Here is a 25,697-nt window from a genome sequence, read left to right on the forward strand (position 1 = left end):
GCGTCGAGACGTCAAAAATGTTTTGTGCTTGGGTCGAATTCAAATAGATAGGACCCCGGATTTAGTCATGCGTTGTTGGGCATGCAGGTATTGATCACTTATGATCAACAGTAAACCGGGTAAAAGTGTGCGGTCGTCAATGGATGACGATAAGTTGGTAGATCGGTGTTTAAGTTTGATTAACCAAACAAATTAACGCGTTACTTTTACTGCCAGTTTTAGTGTGTTCATTACAATCATCTTCTATTCTCCTTGGTTTATTGATGTGTTCAGGCTTTGAATAAAAAGCGCGCTCAGTTTAACAAAAAGCCACGATGGCGAGAAGTCATCGTGGCTTAATTTATTTCATTGATTATGAATCCGATTAGTGATGATCGTGATTCATCTTTTTCATGCCGCTCATTACTTTCTTAACCGGCGCGTCAAAGGTTTGCGTTTCACCGTTAGCGAAAGTCAGAGTCATTTCGATCTGCTCACCTTCTTTTAGACCATCTTTTAGGTCGAACAACATGATGTGTAGGCTACCTGGCTTTAGTACCGCTTCACCATTTGCAGGGATTGTGATTTGTTGAACTTGGCGCATCTTCATTACGTCGCCGTCAACGATAACATCATGAAGTTCTACCTTTCCTGCTGCTGGCGTTGTCGCAGAAACAATAGCGCGATCTTTATCGCTGTGGTTCATCAGAGTCGTGAATACCGCGCTGTTCACTGCTGAAGGCGGTGTTGCACGAGCGTACGCGTCATGAACCATAATGTCGCTATTAGCGTGAGCAAGGGGAGTGAGCAATAAGCCTGCTAGAGCAAGTGCTTTTAACTTCATGTTGTTGTCCTTAATTTTTATGTTTTGGTCTGGGACCTGACTTTTTTGTTCGAACTTTATTGGTTAAGTTCTTTATTTTTACGTTTTACTGCGTCAATTGGTTGATGGCCTCAACAATCGGCGCTGGCGTTAACGTATGCGGCACTTTGGTAATCAAGGTACCGTCGGGCTTTAAAAAATAAAAATATGAGCTGTGGTCAAGGGTGTATTCCAACTCTGAACCTTCCAGCTTGGTCTTTCTGAAAATAACACCGTAGTTGTGTGCAAGCGTGGTTGTCACATCCAAAGGACCACTTAATCCTTCCATCATTGGGTGGAAGTATTGTGCGTATTCGTATGAGGCCTCTGCTGCATCACGCTCAGGGTCGAGAGAGACAAACATCGGGCGAATCTTGGCTTTTGCTTCATCAGAGACTTGGTTAAGTGCTCCGGCCAACATAGCCAAAGAAGTAGGGCATACATCTGGGCAACGTGTGAAACCGAAGTAAACGATGCGAATTCTGTCATCGGTTTGGTCAAAGATTTCCGTTGGTTGGTTGTCTTTGCCGAAAAGAGTCGTTGCGGAGAACTCTTGTTTTGCAGCGTGTTGTTCTTGAACTTCGTTTTGCCCATCAAGATAGCTTTTGACACCAAAGCCAAGTACAAAAGCGACAACCAATGCTAACGACCAATTTCTACTCATCTTGCCATCCTTATTGCAGGGTTTACAGTATCGACACCATCAGTGAGCTCACCGATCCATGTCATTTTATCTAAAGTACATACAGGTAAAATCACATCACCTTCATAGGTATTGTTGCCAATGCTCTTTAATTGAAAACGCGCTGATCCCATTTCCATTTCTAAACCGGTGAGCGATAACATCAGTGTCTCAGATGCAGCACCTTCCCAAACGACCTTTATCTTTGTGGGTAGAAGAGGTTGCGCGGTTTCGCGATCAAGCGACATTGAAATGGATTCCTGCTCACACGATATGGTTGAAAGCATGCAGTAGGCATCCAAGTTGACTTCGGCAGTTGAGTGCTCAATGACCGACTTAAATTTTTGAAATACTTGCGGCCCATAAAAACCTGCCACGAGAGCAATGCCAAGAGCCACCACCTTTAATGCTGGGTGCATGTCGTGTTCTCATCTAATTTTATAAGAGCGGCGATGTTATCATACCCCTCAATACGTGCCTGTATCAAAAAGCAATTTTGTGCGTATGGTAGAACTAAAAAAGCGAAGCCATTGGCTTCGCTTTTGTCTGTTTAATCGAGAAGTGAGCTTAGTATTTCTAAGCATTATCCGTTCTAAACGCTTTCCAGAAGCTGGCTGAATGATTAGTCAGCATTACGCTCTGCAAACTTCTCCAGGCCTAAAACCAATGCAATCGCAGCAAACATCATCACAATCGCCATGACCAACTGAGAAGGCTGAGAGGTTACCGCTTCAAAATCAAACGGTGATAGGTTTTCTTGAATCAGAGGAACTTGTTCACCTTTTGAGTTTGTGCGCCAGCTGATGGTCTCTTTCCAAGGCCAGATCTTAGGCAGCGTACCGATCATCAAACCGGTTAAGAATACCAATGTGAAGTCGCGGAATGAACGCAATAGCCAAGACAGTACATGTGAGAAAGTCAGCAGTCCGATCACACAGCCCGCAAGGAATAGCGCAAGTACATCGACTTGAAATGATTTAACGGCGCCAAGCACGGGGCCATACATGCCAATCAGGAGCAGAATAAAGCTGCCTGAAATACCGGGTAAAATCATCGCGCAGATAGCAATCGCACCCGCAATCAATACGTTGATGCTGGTTGGTTCCATTTGCAGCGGTTTAAGCACGGTAATGCTATAAGCGAAAGCAACGCCAAGCAGCAAAAACACGAAGCGAATCATATCGCGTTTCTCTACTTGCTTAAGAATATGGAAAACCGAGACCAAGATCAGGCCGAAGAAGAAAGACCACAGTGGAACAGGGTGGGTGACTAATAACCAAGAAATCAATTTTGCGAATGTCGCAATGCTCGTGAATACGCCCGCGAACAGTGAAATTAGGAAGAAACCATTGATGTGATTAAACGCGGCTTTGAAGCCTTCGCGTTTCCATAAGCCAAGTACGCTAGGGTTAATTCTGCGAATGCTTTCTAGCAGCGTATCGTAGATACCAGTGATGAATGCGATGGTTCCGCCCGACACGCCAGGAACAACGTCTGCTGCGCCCATAGCCATGCCTTTGAAAAAAGTACTTAAGTAGTTCATTGCTTCATAGAGTTGAGGATGATTTTGTGCAGTATACAAACTTTAGTGTAAAAAAAGTATGAATATGCTTTTGGGGAAGGGCTTTTATTACTCTATTAATTGTAAGGCAATAAGTTGAAGTGAATATTTGCCTAACATTTAGATAACAACCACTTAGTGATTTGTCATTAACAGCAGCGATGAAACAGATCTCTTATCGATATTGCATCTTGGTTGCATTATGCAAATGCACTTTGCAATTCGCATGACAAATTCATGGTTTTTATGCGATGCAGGGCTTATAAAACGTCGAATAAAAGTTGGCACGCTAACTGCATTATATACATTGACCCTTCTTAAGCCGAGGGTCACCTAGCCAACTGACGTTGTTAGTGAACTTATGATTTGTTCACAAATATATAGAGCCAATCGCGATTATTGCGGTTGGCTATTTTTTTGCCTGTCGTTTGGTAAGTTGCTATTTTCCCATGTCCCAAGCAAAAAAAAGCTAGCCACCATTGGCGACTAGCTTAAACTTTTCTCGAATCTCGAATCTCGAATCTCGAATCTCGAATCTCGAATCTCGAATCTCGAATCCGCTTTAGTATCCCATCAACTGCAGCAAGTTTTCCGCTGTGCTGATTGCTTCTTTACGGTTAGCAATGTTGAGCTTTTGGTAAAGGTTACGGATGTGAGTCTTGATTGTGGTACCCGCTACATCGAGTTCTTGAGCGATCTGCTCATTACTGAATCCTGAATAGATCAGACCAAGCACTTGCCATTCACGCTGAGTGAGTGGGCTAGTACGCACCAGCTCAGGAATATTCGGGTGATTAACCAAGTTCTCAACAAAGTCTTCATCGAAATGCACCGAACGACTGCGTTGCGTAGTTGAGATATCCTTCATGATTTGTTGTGCGCGGTGACGTTCTAAATCACCTAAGCCTGGCTTGTTGCTCAACTTATCTAGGATATGCCCGATGGTCCCACCGTCTACTAAGAAGTTACCGACCATACCGGTTTGGTTAGTCATATGAAGCGCTTCTTCAAGCAGTACTCGTGCGCTGTCTTCATCGTTAATTTGTGTACGTAACACGGCTTCAACGATCAAGTTGCGGTTGGTGTCGGTAATCAGGTGCGAACGCTGGGCTTCACTCTTAAGGAAGGTCAGCGCTTCTTCCGCGTCTTCATATTGCTCAAGGATGATGTGAGCACGAACGATGTTTCGCCACTGAAGTTGGCAGAAGTGGTTACTTGCCGATTCAGGTCGAACCGCCACACTCAGCCAATCACGTATCGCCTCTTTATCGCCTTTTACTTGCCAGAAAAGAATCAAAGACAAAGAAGCATTTGCCGTCCAATCTACGTGGTAAGTCGATTGACGCAATAGGTGCTGAATCTGGTCGATAAATTTCGACGCTTTATCAATCTCGCCGCGGCTCAATGAAATACGAGCCAACATAGAATAGCTGTGCAGGTGTTTACTCGGAGAGTGGTGACCAAGGATATCTAAGCCTTTGTAGCAACACTCTTCCGCTTCATCTAGTCGGTTCCAACACCAGAAGATCTGAGCGCGAACACGCAGCAAGAACTCATGCAACGGCACATATTGAAGCTGATGTTCTTCAATCAATTTGAATGCACTGTCTTGTAGTTCAAATGCAGCTTGAACATAACCTTGAGCAATCAAGATTTCGCTTTGTTGCAGAATCGCCCACAGAGCCTGATGGTAAACCTGATATTGGCGAGCCAGCTTCTCGGTTTGTTGCATCATTGGTAGAGCACGGCTCAGATTACCCATTACGTGATTCACTTCGCCCACAACCGAGGTTGCAACAATGCGGCTACGATAAACTGTGGTGTTCAGTTGGCTCAATGAAAGCTCAGCCAATTCCAATGCTTTCTCAGGCTCATTGCTGTTGATGGCAACTTGGGCGCGCAAGGCGTTGTATTGGCCTTGCTGCTGAGTATCGAGCTCAATGTTTCGAGCTTGATATTGAGTCTCAGCCTCTTCCAACAAAGTACCCACTTGGTCATAACGGTGCTGACTTTGTGCAAGCCAAGCGCGCAACATCGAAAGCTTTGGCTCACTGTATAGTTGATCTGTGGTTAGCTGTTTGATCGCCATTTCTAATGACGAAAGCTCACCTTGGTTGAACATCGGCCAACCGTGCTCAGTCAGGATTTGAATGATCAGTTCTGGATCTTCAGCGCGCTGTGCGTGACGTAGTGCTTGGTGTGGTGTGTTTTGCTTGATCCACGCTTTTGCAGCACTTCGATGCAGTTCAGCTTCTTGCTGAGGAATTCGAGCTTGGCGCTCATGTGCGAGGAATTCACCAAACAAGTTATGGAAGCGATACCAGTTCTTTTCACCTTCAAGCGGGTAGATGAACAAACCAAAACGGTTGAGTGATTCGATCATACCTAACGCATCTTCACGCTGTGTAAGTGCACACACAAGCTCATCGTTGAAGTGATCAAGCACAGAACATTGCATCAAGAACTGTCGGGTTTCTTTGTCTAGCAGGTCGAATACTTCTTCAACCAAGTAGTCCCAAAGATGGGCGTGATTAAAGTGAGAGAACGACTCTGCGGACTGTGCAAGAGTGCGTTTTTGGTGTTGTGCTTGTAGCGCGATAAGTTGCAGTGCAGAAGGCCAACCTTCTACATAACTACAAATGCTATCTGCCGTCGTGTCATCAATGCCGTCGGCTACGCGTTGGTTGAAAAAGCGTGTGGTTTCTTCGGTATCAAACGCCAACGAGTCATTACCTAATTCGATCATTAAGTCACGAACGCGCAGGTTTGCTGTACCAAGTGGTGGCGTACCACGACTGGTGACAACCAACGTTAGGTTATCGGGCATGTGTTTGAGGAAGAAGCGCATGGCTTCGTGGATGTCGTCATTGTTGACCAAGTGATAGTCATCCAACACCAGAAAACACTCGTGATGGAATTCCGACATCTCGGCAAATACTTCACTTAATAAAGAATGCAGCGATGAAAACTGTCGTTTTTCTGCCAGCTTTTGGGCATTCGGACAGGCATTTTGAGTCGCTTTATTAAGTGATTGAAGTAGGTAGTTGATAAAGCGGAAGGCATCGTTGTCGCTATCATCAATGCTGTACCAACCCACATTGGGTTTATCTACCAACCATTGTGCAGCCATGGTGGTTTTGCCGTAGCCCGCTGGAGAGCGGAACAACACAAGCTTATAGCAATCTGCATTGTGAAGCAGATCGAGAACCCTAGGTCGTAGGATTGCATTATGTAAGCGGCCGGGACGAGTCAGTTTCGAAGGGATCCACATATCGAAGTTTTACACCTATTCCGTGGCTATGTTCTGGAATATCCCAATCTATCGTTGAGTGCACTCCAATGACATGAGCCTAATTACTTAAGTCTTTACTCATATTACGTGAAGCCAAACGTTACCGACTACGATCCTCCTCAGAAACCTTGCACTCCTGCATGTTTTTGGGTGTCTACGCCCTTTATTTGAGACTTTGCTCACGTTGCGGGTTGGTTTGTGAATGTGACTTCGTTCATCCCTACACGGGAATCTATGCAAAAGATGAGAGTTGGAAATTATTTTCGTGATCTGAATATCAGATTTGACAATGACTTTAATCTGGTTAAATAAAAGTCACATCAATTGAAGTTAAGTTATCGAACGGGAGCTTGTGATCTTAGTCACTCCAAGTTTTTGTTCTCAGTCAGAACATGAGAGTCAGATCACTAACCCTAAGTCGGTACGCCCCCTACGCCCTCCCATCTACTCCTAGTCAGTTGCATTAGCGGGAGGATGTTTAGTTTATGGTGACCATGCACGATATGTCACAGATGAATTAGAACTATTAAAAGCGAGATTTCTGAAATGAAACCAACTCAGCAAAAAACTTTCGATAAAGTGTCATTCCAAGAGAGTGTTAAGAAACATTTATCTGCAACCTACGCAACAACCGTTGAAACAGCAGACAGCCGTTCATGGTATCTAGCAATGGGTCGTGCTCTTGCAGAGCTAACGACTTTTGACCTGCTAGAAACTGAAAATGATGAAAAAATTAAGAACGCTAAGAGCGTTAACTACCTATCACTAGAGTTTTTGATTGGTCGTCTAACAGGTAACAACCTGATCAGCATGGGTCTTTACGAACAGATCACTCATGCAATGGAAGAGCTAGGTCAAAACCTAACTGACCTTCTAGAAGAAGAACGCGACCCATCACTAGGTAATGGTGGTCTTGGTCGTCTAGCCGCTTGTTTCATGGATTCTTGTGCCGCTCAAGAATATCCAACAGTGGGCTACGGTCTTCACTACGAATACGGTCTATTCAAACAGTCTTTCCAAGACGGTCGTCAACAAGAAGCTCCTGACGCATGGCGTGGTGTTGAAGGTTACCCATGGGAAGTGGCTCGTCCAGAACTAGCACAACACATTGGTTTTTACGGTCATGTAGAAGTTGAATACATCGACGGCAAAGAAGTTCGTACTTGGGTTCCGGGTATGGAAGTGAAAGCAATGCCTTGGGATCTACCTATCGTAGGTTACGAGTCAAACACGGTTTACCCATTGCGCCTTTGGGAATGTCAGGCAATCGCACCATTCTCACTAGCAAGCTTTAACAACGGTGACTACTTTGAAGCACAACACTCGCTAATCGATGCAGGTAACATCACTAAAGTACTTTACCCGAACGACAACCACGAGAAAGGTAAGACACTGCGTCTAATGCAGCAGTACTTCCACTCAGCAGCGTCTGTTCGCGATATTCTACGTCGTCACGAAGCAGCAGGTTTCTCTCTAGAAGATCTGCCTAAGCAAGAAACGATTCAACTGAACGATACGCACCCAACGATCGCTATCCCTGAATTGATGCGCATCCTGATCGATGAAAAAGGTTTAACTTGGGACCAAGCTTGGGAAATCAGTGCTCATACGTTCGCATACACGAACCACACACTACTTCCAGAAGCACTAGAGACTTGGTCTGAATCACTGATCAAACGTCTTCTTCCACGTCACATGGAAATCATTTTTGAAATCAACCACCGCTTCATGCAAGAAGTTCGCAAGATGTGGCCTGGTGACGGTGAGAAGCAAGCGAAGCTTTCTATCATCCAAGAAGGTTTCCACCGCATGGTTCGTATGGCAAACCTATGTGTGATTGGCTCTTACAAAGTAAACGGTGTAGCTGCGCTTCACTCTCAACTGGTTAAGAAAGACTTGTTCCCAGAGTTCAACGAAATCTTCCCAGGCAAACTGACTAACGTAACGAACGGCATCACGCCACGTCGTTGGTTGAAGTTCTGTAACCCAGGCCTATCTACGCTAATTACTGGCAAGATCGGCACTGAGTGGCCAGCAAAACTTGAGCAGCTAGAAGGCATCGCTAAGTTTGCAACAGACGCGAAATTCCAAAAAGAATTCATGGCTGTTAAGAAAGAAAACAAACAGCGCCTTGCTGATTGGGTTCAAGAGAACATGGGTATCGAGCTAGATACTAACGCTATCTTTGACGTTCAAATCAAACGTCTTCACGAATACAAGCGTCAGCACCTAGATTTGCTACACATTCTATCTCTGTACCACCGTATTCTTAACGAACCTGGTTTCGAGTGTGAGCCACGCGTATGTTTCTTCGCAGCGAAAGCAGCACCGGGTTACCACCTAGCGAAAGAGATCATCTTCGCGGTTAACAAGATTGCAGAGAAGATCAACAATGACCCTCGCATCGGTAACAAACTGAAAGTGGTATTCATTCCTGACTACCGTGTAAGCATGGCTGAAATCATCATCCCTGCAGCAGACGTTTCTCAGCAAATCTCACTAGCGGGTAAAGAAGCATCTGGTACGGGCAACATGAAGATGGCTCTAAACGGCGCGCTAACTATCGGTACGATGGATGGTGCAAACGTTGAGATTCGTGAAGAAGTGGGTGATGAAAACATCTACATCTTCGGCCTAGACGTTGATGGTGTTCAAGCTCTGAAAGCTCAAGGCTACAACCCATACGACTACTACAATGCAGACCCACTACTGAAAGCATCTCTAGACCTACTGACTGGCGATGAGTTCACTCCAGGTCAACCAGGCCTTCTACGTGCAACGTTTGATAGCCTGCTAGACGGTGGTGACCCTTACCTATGTCTTGCTGACTTCGCATCTTACGTGAAAGCGCACGAAGACATGGGCACGCAATACAAAGACCAAGCAGGTTGGGCTAAGAAAGCAATTCTTAACACAGCATTGGTTGGTAAGTTCACATCAGACCGCTCTATCCGCGACTACGTGAACAACATCTGGAAACTTGAAGCGGTTAACCGTTAATACTTCCAAAGTAGCCAAGGCAGTTTCTGCCTTGGCTCAATTAGCTTGTGAGCAAACGAAAGGCTTAAAGGTTTCGTTTATAAACAAGCTGCTTACAAACCGATTGTCACAAGCTAATTGATTAGTAAAAATTAAATTAACAACCCTACAAAATAGAAAGCGTCAGAACGTTTTCGGAGAGAGCGATGAAAGAACAGACCGTATTAAAACAAGTCGCAGAAATGGCAAACATTGCCGACAGTTACGTTAGTGCGTGGGGCGATGAAGCACAAGTATCAGACGAGACGATCACGTCTCTATTGGCTTCGTTGGGCTACGATACAAGCAGCGATGATGCACTGCTTAAGTCAGCAGAAAGAAAACACAAAAAAGATGTACTAGACCCAGTTCTTGTCTTGCGTGACGGTGAGCCAGTAGAAGTGGCGCTTAATCTAGGTGTAAGTGCTCGTGAAAGTGAGTTCAGCTGGCGCTTAGAAACCGAGCAAGGAGAGGTACTTGAAGGCTATCTTCAATCTCAAGTCATTCGTGACGAGCGTGCCGAGGGTGGCCCTTTAGTGTTTGCATTGCCAAGTGATTTGGCATGGGGTTATCACAAGCTCATTGTGAGCCGTAAGCGCCGTAAGAAGCCTTACGAGATGACACTGATTATTACGCCAAAAGCGTGTTTCAAGCAGTCACCAATCGAGCAAGGCAAAAAGCTTTGGGGACCCAGTGTTCAACTTTATACCCTAAGAACTCAGCATAACTGGGGTATTGGTGATTTCGGAGACCTAAAACAGCTTGTTGCGGATATCGCTTCTCGTGGTGGTGACTTCGTTGGTCTAAACCCAATTCACTCATTGTTCCCTGCGAACCCTGAAGGTGCGAGCCCATATAGCCCATCTTCTCGTCGCTGGTTGAACATCTTATACATTGATGTGAGTTCAGTTCCTGAATTTGCACTAAGTGCAGAAGCACAACAAACAGTCGGCAGCGCAGAGTTCCAACAGCGTCTACAAAAAGCGCGTGAAGCACACTGGGTAAACTACACCGAAGTGTCTGAGCTTAAGATGAGCATCTTGCCTCTGCTATTCGCAGAATTTAAGACTCGTCATCTAGACAAAAACAGCGACCGTGCACAAGCGTTCTTAGCCTTCGTAGAAGAGGGTGGCGATAGCCTGATGCATCAAGCGGCGTTTGATGCTCTACATGGTGAACTGCATGCAGAAGATTCTGGCATGTGGGGATGGCCGGTATTCCCTGAGAAGTACCGTACATTCGACAGCCCAGCGACACAGAAATACATCAAAGAGAACTTAGAAAACGTTCATCTGTACATGTACCTGCAATGGCTAGCAGATTGCCAGATCAACGATGCACAGTCTCTTGCAGAAGAGAAGGGCATGGCTGTTGGCCTGTACCGTGACTTAGCGGTAGGTGTTGCAGATTCAGGCAGCGAGACTTGGGCTGACGAAGGCAACCTAGTGATGGATGCGAGCATTGGTGCTCCACCTGATATTCTTGGTCCTTTGGGTCAGAACTGGGGTCTACCTCCGTTAAACCCAGAAGTGCTTCAAGAAACAAGCTACGACGCTTACATCAAGCTACTTCGTGCGAACATGAAGCACTGTGGTGCACTGCGTATCGACCACGTTTTAGGTCTACTGCGCTTGTGGTGGATTCCAAAGGGTGAGAACGCAACTAAGGGCGCGTACATCTACTACCCAGTACAAGATATGCTGTCTATTCTGGCGCTTGAATCTCACCGTTACCAATGTAGCGTTATCGGTGAAGATTTAGGAACGGTACCGGATGAGATTGTCGACATCCTTGCAGATGCTGGCGTGCATTCTTACAAAGTGTTCTTCTTCGAAACATCAGAAGATGACGGTGGTTTCATCTCACCAAAACACTACGCATCACAATCGATGGCGGCACTGTGTACTCACGATATGCCAACGCTTCGTGGCTTCTGGCACTGTGATGACCTGAAAATGGGCCAAGAGATTGGCTTATACCCAGATGCAGAACAATTAGAAACCTTGTTCGATGACCGCCTAGAGTGCAAGCAAGGTATCTTAGATTCAGTAGCATGGCATGGTTTCCTACCAGAAGGTGTGGGCCGCGATGCGAGCCAAGTACCGATGGACTCTTACCTTGCTGAGGCACTTCAACTGCACGTAGCGGCTGGTGGTTCAACACTACTGAGCGTTCAGCTAGAAGATTGGCTAGAGATGGACAAGCCAGTAAACATTCCTGGCACGGTTGATGAATACCCTAACTGGCGTCGTAAACTATCAATGAACTTGGACGAAATATTTGCTCACGAAGGCGTTAATCGTATCGCTTCTAAGCTGACTGACGTTCGAGAAAAAGCCGCTAAGTAATGACGTGAGTGACTTGAAATTAGGTGGTTTTTTGCTTAAGCCGTACGAAACTACAACCTCGGTCACTCAATAATGAATGCTCATCTGGTAGAATAAACCGTCGTTATATTGCCCGCACTAATAGCGGGCATTTTTGTATTATGTTTTTTGGATGTTTGGTTAGGGAGAAACGTTTTGGAACTAAGTTCGATTTCAAAGCAAAAACAAATATATACCCAACTATCACAGGCTTGTTTCACAGACCCATTCGCGTTTTTAGGGCCATACCTACCTTCTGAGCAAGGTGCATTACGTGTGTGGATTCCTGGGGCAGATAAAGTCGAGTTGATTGTTGGAAAGGAACCTCGTATTGAGTTAGCGCGAGAGGGTGAAAGTGGTTTCATTCTTAAGCAAGAGAGAGACTTACGTTTTACTCACTATAAGCTTGCGGTTGATTGGGCTGGCGTAGAACAGATCATCGATGATCCTTACCAGTACCACGATCTGTACGCGAGTTATGAAGATCTTCATACACCGAAAGATATGTATCATCACATGGGGGCTCAGTTTATTACGCTAGAGCGTGATGGACAGACGATTTCAGGTACGCGTTTCTTGGTGTACGCACCGCATGCAACTGCGGTAAGCTTGGTGGGTAACTTCAACGCTTGGGATGGTCGCCGCCACCCAATGCAACGCCTAGATTACGGTATGTGGGGCTTATTCATTCCTGAACTGGAAGAAGGCGCTCAATACAAGTTTGAATTAAAAGGACCAAATGGCGAAGGCTTACCACACAAAGCTGACCCATGGGGTTTCTACTCTGAGCAATACCCATCGTTCTCATCTGTAACTTACGATCACGCTCGTTACCAGTGGCAAGATACTCAATGGCAAAATCGCCCGGTAACGCAAAAGCGCAAAGAAGCGCTTTCGTTCTATGAATTGCATGCAGGTTCTTGGAAGCGTAACGCTGAAGGTGAATTCTTAAATTATCGCGAGCTTGCGGCAGAGCTGATCCCATACCTAACGGATCTTGGCTACACGCACGTTGAACTAATGCCAGTTTCAGAACATCCATTCTACGGTTCTTGGGGCTATCAGCCTGTAGGTCTATTTGCACCGACTAGCCGTTTTGGCTCTCCAGATGATTTCAAATACTTCGTCGATCAATGTCACCAAGCGGGTCTTGGCGTTGTTCTGGACTGGGTTCCTGCTCACTTCCCAAGTGATGATCACGGCCTAGCAAACTTCGATGGTACGCCATTATTCCATGATCCAGATCCACGTCGTGGTTGGCATCAAGATTGGAACTCGTACATTTACGATTTAGGCAAAGAGCATGTTCGTCGTTTCTTAGTTTCTAATGCACTGTACTGGTTCGAGCAATTCCACATTGATGGCATCCGTGTTGATGCGGTTGCTTCGATGTTGTACCTCGACTATTCGCGTAGCCATGACCAATGGATCCCGAATGCGGATGGCGGCAACGAAAACTACGACGCTATCGCAACCCTTAAGTGGATGAACGAAGAAGTGTATAAACACTTTCCGAATGCGATGACGATTGCTGAAGAATCAACGGCTTTCCCTGGTGTTTCAGCACCGACTTTTATGGGCGGCTTAGGTTTTGGCTTTAAGTGGAACATGGGTTGGATGCACGACAGCTTGTCTTACATTCAAGAAGACCCAATCAACCGTAAATATCACCACGATACGATTACCTTCCCACTGGTTTACGCACACAGTGAGAATTATGTATTGTCTCTGTCTCACGATGAGGTGGTTTACGGTAAAGGTTCTATCCACAACAAGATGCCTGGTGATGAATGGCAGCAAACGGCAAACCTACGTGCTTATATGGGTTACATGTATGCGCAACCAGGTAAGAAGCTGAACTTCATGGGTGCAGAATTTGGTCAGACGGCTGAATGGAACCATGACGACCAGCTGCAATGGTTTTTGCTGGATTACGAGCGTCATCAAGGTGTTCAGCGTTTAACGAAAGACCTGAACAATCTGTACCGCTCTGAAGCTGCAATGCACGATCTTGATTTTGATCCGAAAGGCTTTGAATGGCGTCTACAGGACTCTGCTGAAGCGAGCATTCTTGCGCACGAGCGCATCAGTGAATCTGGTGAGCGAGTATTGATAGTGTCTAACTTTACGCCAGTGCCTCACGAGCATTTCCGCTTAGGTGTTCCTGCAAAAGGTGAATACGCATTGTTGTTGAATACAGACTCTGTCGACTATGCAGGCAGCGGTTTTGAAGTGAAGCAGACTGCTGAGATTGAATCTGTAGAAAGCGAAGGGCTAGACACATCGATTGAGCTGCGTTTGCCGCCGTTATCGACCGTTTTTTACAAGCTAAATTAGGTCTATAAGTTGAGCAGGTCATCGCTGCTCACTTTTCTGAAAGTCTAAAAAAGGGAACCCTAGGGTTCCCTTTTTCTATTTCAGTAAGCTGGTTAGCGTTACTTGAAGTTGGTGAGATAGAACATTGAGCGTCCGACTACCATTTCAAGGATTCGAACTGAGTTGTTGCCGAAACTGTCCAACATCTTTTCACGAAATTCGCCGTTCGAGCTGAGGTTAAATTGCTCAGGGTTCTTTATTTGCGAAGCATGGAAAAACATCAATTTAATCACGTATCGAAACTGCTCATTATCTAGAGCGGCTTGCCAAGATTGGATAAAAAGCGCTTCCGATGAAAAGTCTAGACCGTCTATAACGATCGATAGCATGTGTTCGTGAAGTACTGAACGAATAGCGCGGGTCGACGGATAATAGCCCTGAAGCGTCGTTAAACTAATGCCATTCTCTTGAGCAATCCTTGCATAAGTTAGTGCTTCATGTCCTTCAGCCAGAAAAAGGTTTAGTACGATCTCATCGTAGTTTTTTTGATTTTCTAGTTTTTGTACTTGAGTAATTCGAGCCATTACAAATCTCTATTGAGTGTAACATTCTGTAAACAACATATATTAAGAGTTTCTTATAGATATCTCAAACGCTAGAGGTAAAAAAAGCGTTAGTTTATCGTCAAAAGTCGATAGCTATAGCTCGTTCGCTTGAATTTTGACCAGGCTTTGAGTCCATACAAAAACACCGCCCTATTGAGCGGTGTGTTATTTAAAGTCTTTGTTTATCTATGCTAATTCAGATGACTAGAACGGATACCAAAATAACTGCGGCTCTAGAATGCGTTTCGCAATGGCTAACACCACGATAAAAGCGATGACACCTAAACAAACAAAGTCGATACGTTTCAAAGGTGCATAGCTATACCAAGTGCGAGCTTTGTGTCGGCCAAAACCTCGTAACGTCATTGCGTTAGAGATCTCGTCTGCTCGGTCCAAGCTAGAGAAAATGAGCGGGCCTAGAACCTTAGCCACATTTTTGATTCGAGTAATTAGAGGCGCTTTCTTTGAGAGCTCTACACCACGAGCCTGTTGAGCATGCATGATATTGATGAAGTCTTTCTTAACTTCTGGCAAGTAACGCAGTGTTAAGCTGACCGCATAGGCGATCTTGTAAGGAACACCGATACGGTTGAGGCTCGCAGCAAACTCCGTTGGATGCGTTGTGAAGACAAAAATCAACGCTATCGGGAACATGCTCATGTATTTGAGCGTAACAGTGACTAAGTAAAACAGAGTCTCTTGGCTCAACGAGTAGTTACCCGGCAATGTCAGCAATAAGGTCTCGCTGCCGATGAGCTCAGTACCTTGCTGTGGAGCCAGCAGATACATGAACAAAGCATTTAGGCTCAATACACTCGCCGTACCCAATAACAGAGGCTTATATACGCGTACAGGCACATTGGTGAGCTTTAGCAGGTATAAACCAGTCACAATAAGCAGCGTAATCAATCTTAGGTCGAACGTAGTCAATACCACGGTTACCCAAGCTAAGAAGAGCGCAAATTTGGTGATGCCGTTAAGTGCATGAAGCGGTGATTTTGTATCAATGTAATTGATGCCGAATTTTACTTTTGATACGTTCATTGAGCGCTTCTCTCGTAGTCGATGAAGTACTGCATGAATGCGTTGGTGTCGTCGATTTTCATCATAGTCGCGAGTTCATAAATGCTGGTGGTACAAAGATTTGCGCGTTCTAACAGCGATGGCTGACTGAATACTTCCGTCATCGCGGCATTGGCAATCAGCTTGCTGTCAGCAATGACAATTGAGCGTGTGGTGTACTCTAGAACAAGGTGCATGTCGTGTGAAATGATCACGACGGTGATACCTAACTCGCGGTTAAGCTTTTGGATAAACGCCAGCATTGAGGTGTAGTTGCGGTAATCTTGACCCGCTGTTGGTTCATCCAAGATCAGAAGCTCTGGCTCCAATACTAAGATAGAAGCGATCGTTACGCGTTTTTTCTGACCGTAGCTTAGCGCTTCGATTGGCCAGTGGCGGAACTTGCTCAAGCCACACAGCTCAAGAACGTTTTCCACCTTCTCTTTGATTTCCTGCTCTGCAACCCCACGATTACGCAGACCGAATGCAACTTCATCAAAAATCATATGATGAGAGATCATATGATTTGGGTTCTGCATCACGACACCGACTTTCTGGCTTCTTTCAAAGATAGAAAGCTCAGATAGGTCTTCACCATTTAGATAGGAAGAGCCTGAATCGGCATCGATCACACCCATGATGAGTTTAGTGATGGTAGATTTGCCTGAACCGTTTTTGCCTAAGATTGAAACGAACTCACCCTTACCAATCTTAAAGCTGACATCTTCGAGAGCGTTCTTTTCACCATCGTAAGAGTAAGTCAGGCCGTGGACCTCAAGCAAAGGTTGGTACTGCTTCTCGGCAACTGGAGTCGGGCGCTCTGCAAACCAAGCCTGAACCGCAGGGCGGAATCTTTTGTAATCGAGAGCTTTGAGGTTTGATAGCTTATCTTCACTGGTCAAAGGTGCTTTCGCTGCCTTCAGAGCAGATAAATAAAGTGGTTCACGAATACCGTGTGTTTCAAGCAGTTCAGAAGCTAAGATTTCATCGGGTGTCATGTCCGCGACAATTTCACCGCGCTCCATCAAGATCACTCGATCGATATCGCGATGTAGTACATCTTCAAGGCGATGCTCGATGATGACTATAGTCTTGTTGGTTTCTTTATGAAGTTGGTCGATGATTTCGATAGTCGCTTTACCCGTTTTCGGGTCAAGGCTAGCCAAAGGTTCATCAAACAACAGGATGTCAACGTCATCAACTAAGATGCCCGCTAATGACACGCGTTGTTTCTGGCCGCCGGATAAATCATGTGGCGAGCGATCAAGCATATCTGCTAAGTCGACCATTTTTGCTGTCGACTTAACCAGAGGGTACATATCAATGTTCGACACTAACTGATTTTCCAGTGCGAATGCGATGTCTTCGCCAATACTCAAACCGACAAATTGGCTATCAGTATCTTGTAATACTGTGCCAACCTGCTCGGTATAGTCGTGCATAGAAAAATCAGAAATGTTCTTACCGTTGATCTCTAGAGAGCCAGTCACCTCACCTTTGATAGCATGAGGAATCAGACCGTTAAGGCATTGACCTAGGGTAGATTTACCACTACCGCTTGGTCCAATAATGACGATTTTCTCTCCTTTCTCTATCCTTAGATTGATATTTTTTAGCGTCGGTTTATCCAGCGACTCATATCTAAAAGAGAAGTTCGAAAATGCTATAGTCATTATCGCTTATGCCTCAGTCAGGTTACGGCTTTGTTTGTTGCGTTTAGCGACTGATTTTAGGATCAGTAAGCCAACAACAGCGATCAGAACGGTGTTACCCGCAGCAATGATAGAGAGTTGAGTGAAGACTTTAGTAAACGGTTCTGCATAAAGGATGGTATCTAGGAATGCAGAGCAGCCGTAACCAACCACATTACCGGCAAGGGCAAGTACCACAAACAGCGCGAAGTCCTTCATAGGCAACTCACCTTGCTGAAGGCGGTTCTTGGTCAACATCGGGAATAAGCCGATAACCATGCCTACGATACCTGAGCCTAAAACCCAAGTTAACCACACACCCCAACCTGCGAACAGATCCGTTACCCAGTGACCGATAAAGCCAACTAAGAAGCCAACAATAGGGCCGAACAAAACAGAAAACAGTGCTAGAACTGCCATTGCTGGTTTCAATGTCGTGTTAGCAAACACTGGGACACCAAACATAGGTAAACCACCAATGCCGTACAGTGCCGCGCCAATGGCGATAACGACCACTGTTTTAGCTGAAAAGTTCATAGATAACCTCGAATTCTGAAAAATAAAGCAAAATAAAGAATAAATATTCGCCATTATTAATATGCGTCTCAATGAGAACGTTTTTTGGGCAAATATAAAAAATAAGGCGCGCATTATACAGTAGAACCCTTCCATAAGGGAAGGTAAGTGTCTAGATGTCTAAAATTCCATCTGAACACCTAAATGTCGTGTAAAAAGCGTAATTTTACGGTTAATCCAGCAACAAAAAAGCCAGAGCGAGTCTGACTTTTTCATTCGTCTTAACAATGTGTTAAGCGGGTTCGTCACGTACCTTTGACCGTTTAGTGGTCTAGGTATAGATAGTTTTGCCAACTCTTCATGCGAATAAGGACCTTGCGCATGATTGAAACGTGGGTGAAGCTGTCAGAATAAACGGCAACTTCAACCGCGGTACCCATAGGTAAATGGTAGTCAGACAGGTCATCAGTGATGCTCAATTTAACAAACACACGACCACTAGTACGCAACGCATCAGTACCTAGAAGCGCGCCTCTAGCTTGGAATTGGCTCTCACCAATAGCTGGAATCACTTCATCAATACGTCCTTTAAATATTTTTCCTGGCAATGCTCTAAACAGGAACTCAGCTTCGTAACCCGGTTGTAGGCGTTGTAAGGAGTTCTGTCTAAATGCAGCGGTATAGAACTGAGCTTCAGTGTGAACAAACGTCATCACGGGAGCTAAAGGAAGTGGTACTGCCATTACACCTGGGCGTAATGCTAGTTGCGTAACGTATCCGTCAGTGGGAGCTCGAACCACGGTTTGTTCTAAATCAAACTGAGCTTTACGTAATTCAGCTAATAAGCTTAAAACGGCTGTATTCTCGCCACCAATTTCAGAGTCCAAGGCGATCTTTGTTTGTTCTAGGTTTGCATCTGCAACTTTCACGGCCGCTTCCGATGCTTTGTAAGCTTGTCTGCGAGTATCCAATTGCTGCTCGGTAAAAGCGCCACTGTCGTAACCGCGCTTGTAACGAGAAAACTCACGTTGAGCTTTATCTCTTTCCGCGATGGCTTTGATTTTTGCAGCCTCTGCTTCAACCACTTCAGATTCCATTCCAAGCGCACCTTGGCTTGCTTCTTTTACCTTAGCTTCTAACCTTGCGACTTCAGCTTCGAATGGAACTGGGTCGATTTTGAAAAGAATATCCCCTTGCTTCAGTGGTTTGTTTGCTTCTACAGGCACTTCGATAACTTTACCCCTAACGCCTGAAACGACTGGCGTTGTTGAGTAAACTTGGTTACCGATTTGTGTAAATGGATGGTTGTAGTTCATTAGTAGAATTAGGGTACCTACTATGATCACACCTCCAAGTACGGCAGTAGGTACTGTCCATTTATTTAGCGGTATATTGAACACCTTGAAAATGGTGATACAAAGTGCCGCATAGGTCATTATCAGCAGTAAATCCATTACTTAGCCTCCTGATCTTGAACGTTGTTTGTCTCTTTCTCTGGACTGCTTTGTTCAGCACCTGCTTGCTTGAGCTGTGCGATTTCTTCCTGAAGAGTACTCACTTGATCGATGAGAATATCGACGCGATGATGAATATCGTGTTGTTCTTCTTCTAATTTAGCGAAGCCCCAACCACGATCTTTGCGCCATAATGTTGCCCAAATCCAAAGAAATGGCCAAATAGTATGTAAAGTGAATAGGCTAACCCAGCCTGAGACGTGAATAGCATCTTGATGAGGGTGATTGCGTTCTTTCGCAATTTCATAGGGAATATCGTGAATAACGATGATGCCGTAAAAGATTACTAATGCTACGAAAATAAGTAAGCCGAGCGCAAAGTAGTCTAAAAACATAACAGATCCTTGTAATGTTAGATATTAGTTATAAATATACTACGCTATCATCCAAGTAATTGTTATAAAAATGATTTACCGAGTTGAAAATAATGTGTTGTCGCTTCTAATGCGAATAAAAGCATTGATGAATCTTATAAAATTTCATCGCGTTTGAAGAGGCTATTTCGGCTTTCTGGTTGGTATTTCAGCTGAAATGATGACAGCTACGATTCTAAATGACGTGCATAACCACAAGGGATAAATACGGATGTATATAGGTGAATTGGCGGCCATTGGCGCTGCAATTGTGTGGGCATGTGCGACATGGATCTATGGGCAATTTGGACATCGCTTCTCTGCGATGCAATTGAACATTGTTAAGGGTGTAGTAGCCTCTGGCATGATGCTGTTGGTCATGCCGTTAATACCGATGCCTGAATTTGAATTGAGTACCAACCATTTTCTGATATTGGCAATTTCAGGTGTGATTGGTATTGCGATTGGAGACAGCGCCTATTTTGCGGCGTTGAAAAGAATCGGTGCCGATAAGACGCTGTTACTGGAATCTTTAGCACCACCTCTTTCTGGTGTGCTGGCACTCATGTTCCTTGGCGCTGTATTGACAGTACAAAGTTGGCTCGGTGTCGTGATTACAACACTAGCGGTGACCTTCGTTGTCTTCCAGCCATCAAAATCGGCGAGCGGTGAATCGAATGATAAAGCGCAGTGGGGTGGCATTGGTTATGGGCTTGTGGCGAGTGTTTGTCAGGCATCCGGTGTGGTGATTTCTCATTACGCGTTAGTGGCGGGTGATATTCCACCATTGTTAGGTGCTTTGATTCGCCTGACGATTGGCGTGTTTGCTGTGATGCTGATTATCCCTTTCGTTGAAAAGAAGCCGTATTCATCGATAAAAAGAGATTTATGGGAAATGACCAAGCTCGATAAACTGTGGTTATTAGGAGCAATCTTTGTCGGGACGTTTCTCGCTCTATGGCTTCAACAAGTGGCGTTGAAGAATGCTAACCCTGCGATTGCACAAACGTTGATAGCGACCAGCCCGGTCTTTATTTTGGTGATTTATGCGCTGAAAGGGGAGAAGGTGTCAAAGCAAAGTATCATAGGCACACTTGCCGCCCTTGCTGGTATTTCTCTGTTCTTTTATCAATAAGCAGTTGGCCTAAGCTACAGAGCTATATGCCACTACTCTGTACACACTTGATTACGGCCGTTGGCTTTAGCTCGGTATAGCGCTTTATCCGCACGGTAGAAGGTGCGTTGAGTATTCTCTCCGTCACGATGCAAAGTGATACCAATACTCACGGTCAAACCGCGCTCCCCAAGTATCTCATGCCAACCGAATTGGAAAATGCGCTCTCGATAATTTTCAGAGTGCGTTTCTGCCTTCGGAAGATCAGTGTTCTCTAGAATGACGAGGAACTCTTCTCCGCCAAACCTGACACACGATGCGCCTCTAAACTTAAAGTATGAACGCAGCTCTTGAGACACGCTAACAATCGCTTTATCACCCACTAAGTGACTCAGTTCATCATTGATAGACTTGAAGTGGTCAATATCAATAACCATCAGCGCGAAAGAGGTATCGTGCAGCAGCATGTCTTTCAGTTTCACATCTAACCAGCGGCGGTTGTGCAACCCTGTTAATGGATCTGTGAATACGTCTTGTTGAAGCTGAGCCACCGCATTCTTGTGTTGTTCGGTTGTCTCTTTGAGCTCTTTGTTCTCTTGTTCAGAGAGAATGAGTTTGAGTTGTAACTCAAAACGAGACAGTCGGCGTAGCTGGCTTGCACCGAGTTCACTGATCGGGATCTGCTTCATCAGATCGGTTTCAATTCGGTAGCCTTTTTTCTCATAGCTTAGCGCTTCTTGAAAACGCCCTTGATTCATACACACATCACTCAGCGAATCGTAGAATCGTTTTGCAAGTACTGGCGACGAGTAGGCTTTCACGCGTTTGTCTGTGCTCGACAAAATCATGCTCGCGTAGTCTTGCTTGCCGGTTGCACTTAGGCAATGTGAGAGCTCTAGACGAGTCATGGTTGCAAGCCAGCTTGCTTGAGTGCTGTTGGCTGGGTATTGAACCTTAGACAGACAGCGTAGCGCTTCATGGTGTTTTTTCTTAGCGCGCAGCACCTTTGCTTGGTAAAGCAGTATTTGAGCTGTGAGCAACTTGTCACTGACCAAAATACTCAGTTCTTCGCACTCATTCAGTAAATCGCTGGCTGCTGTAATGCGATTGAGTAGAAGTAGGCTTGCTACCATATGCAGCTTGAATTTGAGGCGAAGTGAGCGACTGCTTATCGCATGGTCTATGCTGCTGATTTTTTGGTAGTAACGAAGTGCTCTGTTGTGATCGCCATAGGAATCACACAGGTTGCCCATGCCTAAAATAGCTAATACATACTCATCGATATGACCGTGTTCAACCGCGATAGTCGATGAACTGACGAATTCATTGAGTGCTGAGGTGTAATCACCAGTTTCAACTAAGCGGTCACTTAAACTGGTTTTGACTGTCAGAATATCTTCGATATCGGCAGGAAGGTGGAGCAGATCGAGTGCTCGTCTCAACTCTTCGATACTGGTTTGATTTTGTTGTAACTCGGCACGGTATTCAGAGCTAATGATATAGCAGTGCGCTTGCTCTGTTTGCGTTGTCGAAACGTGCTGACGAATGTGGTTCCAGAAGATGATCGCTTCTTCACCTGATACTGATGAAGGGTCTAAACCGGCGTCTGTGATCTTGCTTAATAGAGTTTCCATTATTCTATTACCTCAGCATCGTCTTCTTCTAATTGTTCAAGCGTGAACGGGAACGTCAAAATATCATTGAGGCTGACGGTCGGTTTCGAACCCTTTAGTCCTTTTCTATGCCATGGATAGATATCAAGCATGGTGCTGAGAGTTTGGAAGGTTTGCTCTGCGGCTTCGCCTTTTTCGGAAAGCATAAGGGCCACACGTTCAGAACTTAGCCTTGCGATGAAGTCATTCTGGTTACATAAAGCATGAGCAATCTCGGTACAGACATCTAAGTAATCAGTATCGACATGATGGAACATAATGATGCTGTGGTTTGAACGTTTAAGCTCTGTCTTGAACAGCACCAACTTTTCCCACCAAAAGGTTTCAGAGACAACGTAAGAGAGGTGCTTTTCAGGATCGTACTCGTGCTGACCGCGAATACGATTAATCAGTTTTCGTGCTCTCTGTTCAAGTTGGCGTTTTGAACTGCGTGCTTTGTCCAAACCGACACGTGTCGTTTGCTCTTTGAGCATGCCGATAGAATATTGACGGTACTTTTTAAAGGCGACGAGCGCGGCTTGGAAGTCTTGGTTTTCTTCCGCCACCAAGGATTGTTGGTAACAGATTTGGCTCAGCAACTCGCCATTATCGAACTCGTTTGCGGATTGTTCTGCGAGCCTCAGTAATTCCGCCGCTTGTTCTGGTCTTTTTCTCAGGAGCTCCAATCTAGCTCGGCTGATGTATGAGTGCGCTTTCATCCAAACGAGGTTATGTTCTACGGCTAGATTGTGCGCTTTGGCTGTCGCGCGCTCTGCATCATCTAGGCGTTCAAGCCCAAGTAGGGCAAGGCCTCGAAAGTCCCATACTTCGGCATGCCAAGTGTTATCTTTATGGTCTTTTAATGCTTCTTCTGCACCGTCCAATACCGACAGCATTTCAACATAGTTGTTGAGCAGGTAGTAATCCCAAGCGAGCAGTATTCTTGCTTTGCCCTCTAGCCAACCAATGCGGCTGTTGTTAGCCACTTTAACGGCAAGCTGGTGGGTAGAACGTGCAAGCTTATATTCATGAGTCATTCTCCAAATGTTGCCAAGCCCAATGAGACATTCAATTTGAATCTCGACTTCATCAACCAATGCAGATTGCTCTAAGGCATTGATCCAGAACTGTTGGGCGGAATAGTACTTGGCTTGTCCCCAGTACTGGAGCGCGTGTAAATGGAGGATTTCAGGGAGGAAAAGGTCGGTATCTAATCGGTTCTGGCGCTTGTAGGCTTCCTTGATGTACTTCAAACCTTTTTGGTAATCCATCAGGTTCCAGCTACATCTTGCCATTAACATTAATGACTGGATGGCACCCTCTTCAAACAGAACTTGCTCTGATCGGACTAGGCACTGTTGGGCAATCTCTAGGATCACCGATGGCTCAGAGTCGACACGAGTTTTGAGTTTTTCTAATTCTGTTTCAAGAAGGTACTGATTTTTGTCCAAGACTTACATCCATGATTATCGAACATATTGATAACACAATCATTATAAGAGTGTAATTTGAGATAAGCACCAATTATCTTTCGTAGAGCGTCAAAGGAACATCGATCTTTTCTAATTATGGGTGTTACCTCATGTTGTCGCTTTAAAATCAATGAGTTCCCGAATAATTACCTAGAGGCTTTGTTGCTATGAAAGTAGTTGCTTTAGAGTTAATGGCAGCTCCCCTACGCCTAAGCGTTGTGCTGCCGTGAGCCCTTGCTTATCTTGGTAGCACAGATTGTGCCAAGCTCTAAATATGTCGAGCAATGGAAGAATGCCCCCAGGACGAAGCTTACGTCTGGGCTCATTAATAAAGCTATCAAATAACAACTGAAAGCGCTGTTGATAGAACTTAGTTTGTTGAATTGAGGCTGTGTTAAACCACTGTTTTGGTTCTGGATTGTTACCGGTTAGGTAGCAGATACCTTTCTGGTTATCACCCTGATTGGCAATAGCCCAGCGATCTCGCCACCAACTCATGTGAACGATGTCGATCTTTTCAAAACTTTGGTCGTCTTGCCAGCCTGAATCTTCTTCGACATACATGAGGTCAATATTTTGACTCTGAATACGCGGCAAACATACGCTTAAAGCGGCAGATCTTAGTAATGGATCTTGTGGCATATAGATGGCGACATGCTTGTCTTCGTTACACATATCCAACACATGTAAGAAGTGAGCATAAGAGGTATAAGGCGGTCGAATGAGTGCGCCTTTTGAAGGGTAGCTAAATGTGGTGAGGTTACCCATAGGGTCCTCAACGTTACCTCTCGCAAGAATCACTTGGTATTGCTGTTCAATGCGCTCTTTTAGTTTGTCTGAGGGCTGAGGCAGTTCGAGATTTGCTTCTGAAGAGTGCTCCTTGGATACAAAGCGTGCCACATCATCATAAGGGTTGTGGTCGACGTTCCCTGATGGTTCTTCATTTTGAGAGTAGTTGACGTGCTGGCAAAGGATATAACCAGAATGCGCCTCGCCCGTCGCTATCCATACCACACCGTTGTTACTTTGTGGTTGCAGACGCTGGTAGTGAGATGCGAATTCGTAATCTTTCGCATGGTTAACCCATCGTGCATCGATCATCGCTAATTTACGACGACAACGGCTCGCGATATGGTCAACATGATCATAGAAAGTCTTTGGGTTGATCTCTAATTTTCGGCAGATTTCACGTACGGAATAGCCCATGAACAGTAAGCCCATGAGGTTCTCTTGAAATTGGAGTTTTTTATTGGATCCAGACCATTTATCAACGAAGGTTGTTTGGCAGTCTTTGCATCGATAACGCTGCCTGTCGCCACTGTAGCCGAAGGCATGATAAAGATGTTTATGGGTATGAACCGATAAGCCGAAGTTATCGCAATCATCATTACGACAAGCAGGGAGCCCGTCGCTGTGAAGTTGTCTTAAGCGATGAAGTTCGCTTAACACTTCACGATTGTTAAGTAAGGGGGGGAAAGCTCCACATTCACGACAAACCATCGCTGGACGCTTAGGGTTCGCGTGTTGCAAAACATACCGTTTTGCATCGCTCAAGCCAAAGTTGTCACACGCCAATGTTTTACAAAAGTTGAGTTGCAAACCATCCGCATCTTTTGGCAGCTTGTCGTTAGACACGATCTCC

Annotated in this window: 18 protein-coding genes; 4 read left to right on the top strand and 14 right to left on the bottom strand. The window is 45.1% G+C overall.

Going from position 1 to position 25,697, the window contains the following annotated elements; genetic code table 11:
• Positions 1-364 precede the first annotated feature (364 nt).
• The 5 genes from AB6E51_RS06270 to malT form a co-directional block, all read right to left on the bottom strand.
• Complete coding sequence (locus tag AB6E51_RS06270) at positions 365-823, bottom strand: copper chaperone PCu(A)C (protein ID WP_065583786.1); 459 nt, start codon at positions 821-823, stop codon at positions 365-367.
• 85 nt (positions 824-908) lie between these two features.
• Positions 909-1,505, bottom strand: coding sequence for an SCO family protein (locus AB6E51_RS06275; protein WP_065583787.1), 597 nt, complete (start codon positions 1,503-1,505; stop codon positions 909-911).
• A complete protein-coding gene (locus AB6E51_RS06280) occupies positions 1,502-1,942 on the bottom strand; it encodes a hypothetical protein (RefSeq protein WP_372057820.1) in 441 nt (146 codons plus the stop codon). Before AB6E51_RS06280 ends, AB6E51_RS06275 begins: the two co-directional genes overlap by 4 nt.
• Before the next feature lie 203 nt (positions 1,943-2,145).
• Positions 2,146-3,066, bottom strand: coding sequence for a DUF368 domain-containing protein (locus AB6E51_RS06285; protein ID WP_017064236.1), 921 nt, complete (start codon positions 3,064-3,066; stop codon positions 2,146-2,148).
• A gap of 580 nt (positions 3,067-3,646) precedes the next feature.
• Positions 3,647-6,355: an HTH-type transcriptional regulator MalT gene (gene malT / locus AB6E51_RS06290; protein WP_017067440.1), complete on the bottom strand. Its 2,709-nt coding sequence runs from the start codon at positions 6,353-6,355 to the stop codon at positions 3,647-3,649.
• Positions 6,356-6,922: 567 nt separating this feature from the next.
• Between malT and AB6E51_RS06295 the strand changes: the two genes are divergently transcribed.
• The 3 genes from AB6E51_RS06295 (at position 6,923) to glgB (ending at position 14,097) form a co-directional block, all read left to right on the top strand.
• Positions 6,923-9,376 carry a glycogen/starch/alpha-glucan phosphorylase gene (locus tag AB6E51_RS06295; protein WP_065583789.1) on the top strand — a complete coding sequence of 818 codons (2,454 nt, stop codon included), beginning with the start codon at positions 6,923-6,925 and terminating at the stop codon, positions 9,374-9,376.
• A gap of 185 nt (positions 9,377-9,561) precedes the next feature.
• The gene (malQ, locus tag AB6E51_RS06300; protein WP_017064239.1) at positions 9,562-11,742 is read left to right on the top strand and encodes a 4-alpha-glucanotransferase; all 2,181 of its coding nucleotides are present in this window, start codon (positions 9,562-9,564) and stop codon (positions 11,740-11,742) included.
• Between the two features lie 174 nt (positions 11,743-11,916).
• Entirely contained in the window at positions 11,917-14,097 is a 2,181-nt protein-coding gene (gene glgB, locus AB6E51_RS06305; RefSeq protein WP_017064240.1) for a 1,4-alpha-glucan branching protein GlgB, read from the top strand.
• A gap of 98 nt (positions 14,098-14,195) precedes the next feature.
• Here glgB and AB6E51_RS06310 read toward each other — a convergent pair whose 3' ends face one another.
• From AB6E51_RS06310 to AB6E51_RS06335, 6 genes are all read right to left on the bottom strand, one after another.
• The gene (locus tag AB6E51_RS06310) at positions 14,196-14,660 is read right to left on the bottom strand and encodes a TetR/AcrR family transcriptional regulator (RefSeq protein ID WP_372139841.1); all 465 of its coding nucleotides are present in this window, start codon (positions 14,658-14,660) and stop codon (positions 14,196-14,198) included.
• A 225-nt stretch (positions 14,661-14,885) separates the two neighbouring features.
• A complete protein-coding gene (locus AB6E51_RS06315) occupies positions 14,886-15,725 on the bottom strand; it encodes an energy-coupling factor transporter transmembrane protein EcfT (RefSeq protein ID WP_372057818.1) in 840 nt (279 codons plus the stop codon).
• Positions 15,722-17,416, bottom strand: a complete 1,695-nt coding sequence (locus tag AB6E51_RS06320; RefSeq protein WP_017064242.1) for an ABC transporter ATP-binding protein — start codon at positions 17,414-17,416, stop codon at positions 15,722-15,724. The genes AB6E51_RS06315 and AB6E51_RS06320 overlap by 4 nt, the downstream gene beginning before the upstream one ends.
• Before the next feature lie 6 nt (positions 17,417-17,422).
• Positions 17,423-17,971, bottom strand: coding sequence for an ECF-type riboflavin transporter substrate-binding protein (locus AB6E51_RS06325; RefSeq protein ID WP_017066579.1), 549 nt, complete (start codon positions 17,969-17,971; stop codon positions 17,423-17,425).
• 302 nt (positions 17,972-18,273) lie between these two features.
• On the bottom strand, positions 18,274-19,404 hold the full coding sequence (locus tag AB6E51_RS06330) for an HlyD family secretion protein (RefSeq protein ID WP_017064244.1): 1,131 nt from the start codon (positions 19,402-19,404) through the stop codon (positions 18,274-18,276).
• On the bottom strand, positions 19,404-19,799 hold the full coding sequence (locus AB6E51_RS06335) for a DUF3302 domain-containing protein (protein ID WP_017064245.1): 396 nt from the start codon (positions 19,797-19,799) through the stop codon (positions 19,404-19,406). The genes AB6E51_RS06330 and AB6E51_RS06335 overlap by 1 nt, the downstream gene beginning before the upstream one ends.
• 250 nt (positions 19,800-20,049) lie before the next feature.
• On the opposite strand from AB6E51_RS06335, the gene AB6E51_RS06340 reads away from it, so the two are divergent.
• A complete protein-coding gene (locus tag AB6E51_RS06340) occupies positions 20,050-20,952 on the top strand; it encodes a DMT family transporter (protein WP_372057816.1) in 903 nt (300 codons plus the stop codon).
• Between the two features lie 32 nt (positions 20,953-20,984).
• Here AB6E51_RS06340 and AB6E51_RS06345 read toward each other — a convergent pair whose 3' ends face one another.
• The 3 genes from AB6E51_RS06345 to AB6E51_RS06355 all read right to left on the bottom strand — a co-directional run bounded on the left by AB6E51_RS06345 (position 20,985) and on the right by AB6E51_RS06355 (position 25,690).
• Entirely contained in the window at positions 20,985-22,565 is a 1,581-nt protein-coding gene (locus tag AB6E51_RS06345; protein ID WP_372057814.1) for a diguanylate cyclase domain-containing protein, read from the bottom strand.
• Positions 22,565-24,034: a hypothetical protein gene (locus tag AB6E51_RS06350; protein WP_372057813.1), complete on the bottom strand. Its 1,470-nt coding sequence runs from the start codon at positions 24,032-24,034 to the stop codon at positions 22,565-22,567. Before AB6E51_RS06350 ends, AB6E51_RS06345 begins: the two co-directional genes overlap by 1 nt.
• Positions 24,035-24,220: 186 nt before the next feature.
• Positions 24,221-25,690, bottom strand: a complete 1,470-nt coding sequence (locus AB6E51_RS06355; RefSeq protein ID WP_017061879.1) for a lactate dehydrogenase — start codon at positions 25,688-25,690, stop codon at positions 24,221-24,223.
• Between the last annotated feature and the right edge of the window lie 7 nt (positions 25,691-25,697).

Source organism: Vibrio sp. 10N.247.311.47, assembly GCF_041467535.1.
Lineage (GTDB): Bacteria > Pseudomonadota > Gammaproteobacteria > Enterobacterales > Vibrionaceae > Vibrio > Vibrio crassostreae_C.